Source organism: Desulfoferrobacter suflitae (assembly GCF_022603395.1).
Taxonomy (GTDB): domain Bacteria; phylum Desulfobacterota; class Syntrophobacteria; order Syntrophobacterales; family Syntrophobacteraceae; genus Desulfoferrobacter; species Desulfoferrobacter suflitae.
In genome coordinates, this window is the sequence record NZ_JAIBKA010000032.1 from 1 (window position 1) to 1,795 (window position 1,795).

The following is a 1,795-nucleotide window of genomic DNA, read 5'->3' on the forward strand; positions in this document are numbered from 1 at the left end:
TAGAGGAGCAGATCGAGCAAGTTATTCTGGCCGGCAAAAATGATGGGAAGAAGAGGTCTTGAGTCTCCCTCGAACTGGGTGAGGGTGTGCAGTTCGGCAAAGACTTCAAGGCGCAGAAGCGATGCCTCATCAATAATGAGGACCGGTTTTTGTTTGCGGCCATCTGTCAGCTCAAGGATCTGGCGGCGGATAAATTTCAAAAGAGTGGCTCGGGAGTAAGTTGCGGTTTCCATTTCCAGCTCAGAGCTGAGCAAGCGGTAAAGTTCCAGGATGGAGCCGGAGCAAGCTGTGATCCAGATAGGGCGGAACTCTGAGGGGTGCAAACGGTTCAATGCCCATCTGAGAGCGGTGGACTTGCCGCTGCCGACTTCTCCGGTCACCAGGGCGATGGCTCCGAGGTTCACCGCATAGTCGAAGCGCTCTGCAACCGCGGTCACTTCCGCGGTTTGCAGGATCTGGTCCGCTTTGAGCTCGGCGGTAAAGGGCTCACGGGTAAAACCGAAAAAGGTTCGATAGAGAGGTTTCATGAGGTTTCCTCCTCGCCGGCAAAGGCCAGCCTGCCGGTGGGGATGGACTGTGGCGGGGAGCTTTCCAACACTAGACGCTGTGAATAGCGTTTGACCCGGCAGTTGGCGTTGAGGTCGAGAACCGTGAGGAAGCCATGGGAGCGCCCTTCCAGGGTAATTTCCACGCGGGCCGGATCATGGTCATGGTAGAGCAGCGTGATCTGTTTCCCAATGAGCGGTACCGGGGCTTCATAGAGCCTGCCGTTCAAGGCCACGGTGCGGTCTTTGGCAACACGTCTTCGGGCGCGTTTGCGGAAGTAATCTTCGAGGTCTTTGGGAGCGGGGCGGATACACTCCATGTGATCGGCATAGCGTTTGAGAGGGGGCTCTGCGGTCGCGCCATGGGGCCTTTTATGGTAGACATCTCGCAGCCAGCAATCGAGGGCTTCATTGAGCTCATCCAGGCAGTTGCCCTTAAAGCCGGGCAGAAATTGGGTTTGGATAGTCTTGAAGACCCTTTCCACCTTGCCCCGCCCTTCGGGCTTGTAGGGCTTGGAGTGAACCAGAGCGATGCCAAGGGAGGCGGTGATTTCCCGAAGGAGAGTGGATCTGAAGGCGGGGCCGTTGTCGACATAGAGTTTTCGCGGGAGCCCTCGTTTGAGCAGGGCACAACGCAAGGCGGAAAGAAAAGAAGGCAGGCCTTCGCTGAGATAGAACTCGGCATGAGGAATCAGGCGGCTCATGTCATCTATGAAGGCAAACAGATAGGTTTTGCGTTTTTTATCGCCCACGCGGATCATCGGTCCGTGCATGGCATCCGACTGCCAAATGTCATTGGGAAGCTCGGCTTCAAACTTGCGGCGGTCCACCGGGGCCGGACATTGCGGACGGAGCAGCCCCGCCCGATGGAGAAACCGGTAGACGGTTGCCTGAGTCAACACCTCGCCCGGCTTTAAGAGCGATCGCTGCTGCATCTCGGAGATGAGCGCATTAATAGGGCTCTCAGGCAGCTCGTGGCGCAGCCGAATGATCGCCTGGCCGGTTTCTTCATCGATGGCACGGGCCACTCCCTTATCCCTTCGGCTTTTTGGATAAAGCGCCTCCAACCGCCCTCCGGCCTTCTGGTAGACTCTTATCCACTCTCGAATGGTGGAAGCCGACAGCCGGCTGCGAGCAGAATGGGGGATCTGCCACTCTTTTTCGCACTTTTCTCGCAGCAGCCTGGCCCGTTTTGCATGACTCAAGTGGTTGCAGTTGACAAAATCACTGATGACCCCGAACCGAAATAC

The 1,795-nt window shown here is 56.9% G+C and carries 2 protein-coding genes; both read right to left on the reverse strand.

Annotated features, from left to right (window positions below):
• Positions 1–527, reverse strand: a 527-nt coding sequence (locus K1V27_RS22425; protein ID WP_258932511.1) for an ExeA family protein, incomplete at its 3' end; no start/stop codon positions are given.
• Positions 524–1,795: DDE-type integrase/transposase/recombinase (locus K1V27_RS22430; RefSeq protein WP_258932512.1), on the reverse strand; the 1,272-nt coding region annotated here is incomplete at its 5' end. The genes K1V27_RS22430 and K1V27_RS22425, both read right to left, overlap by 4 nt.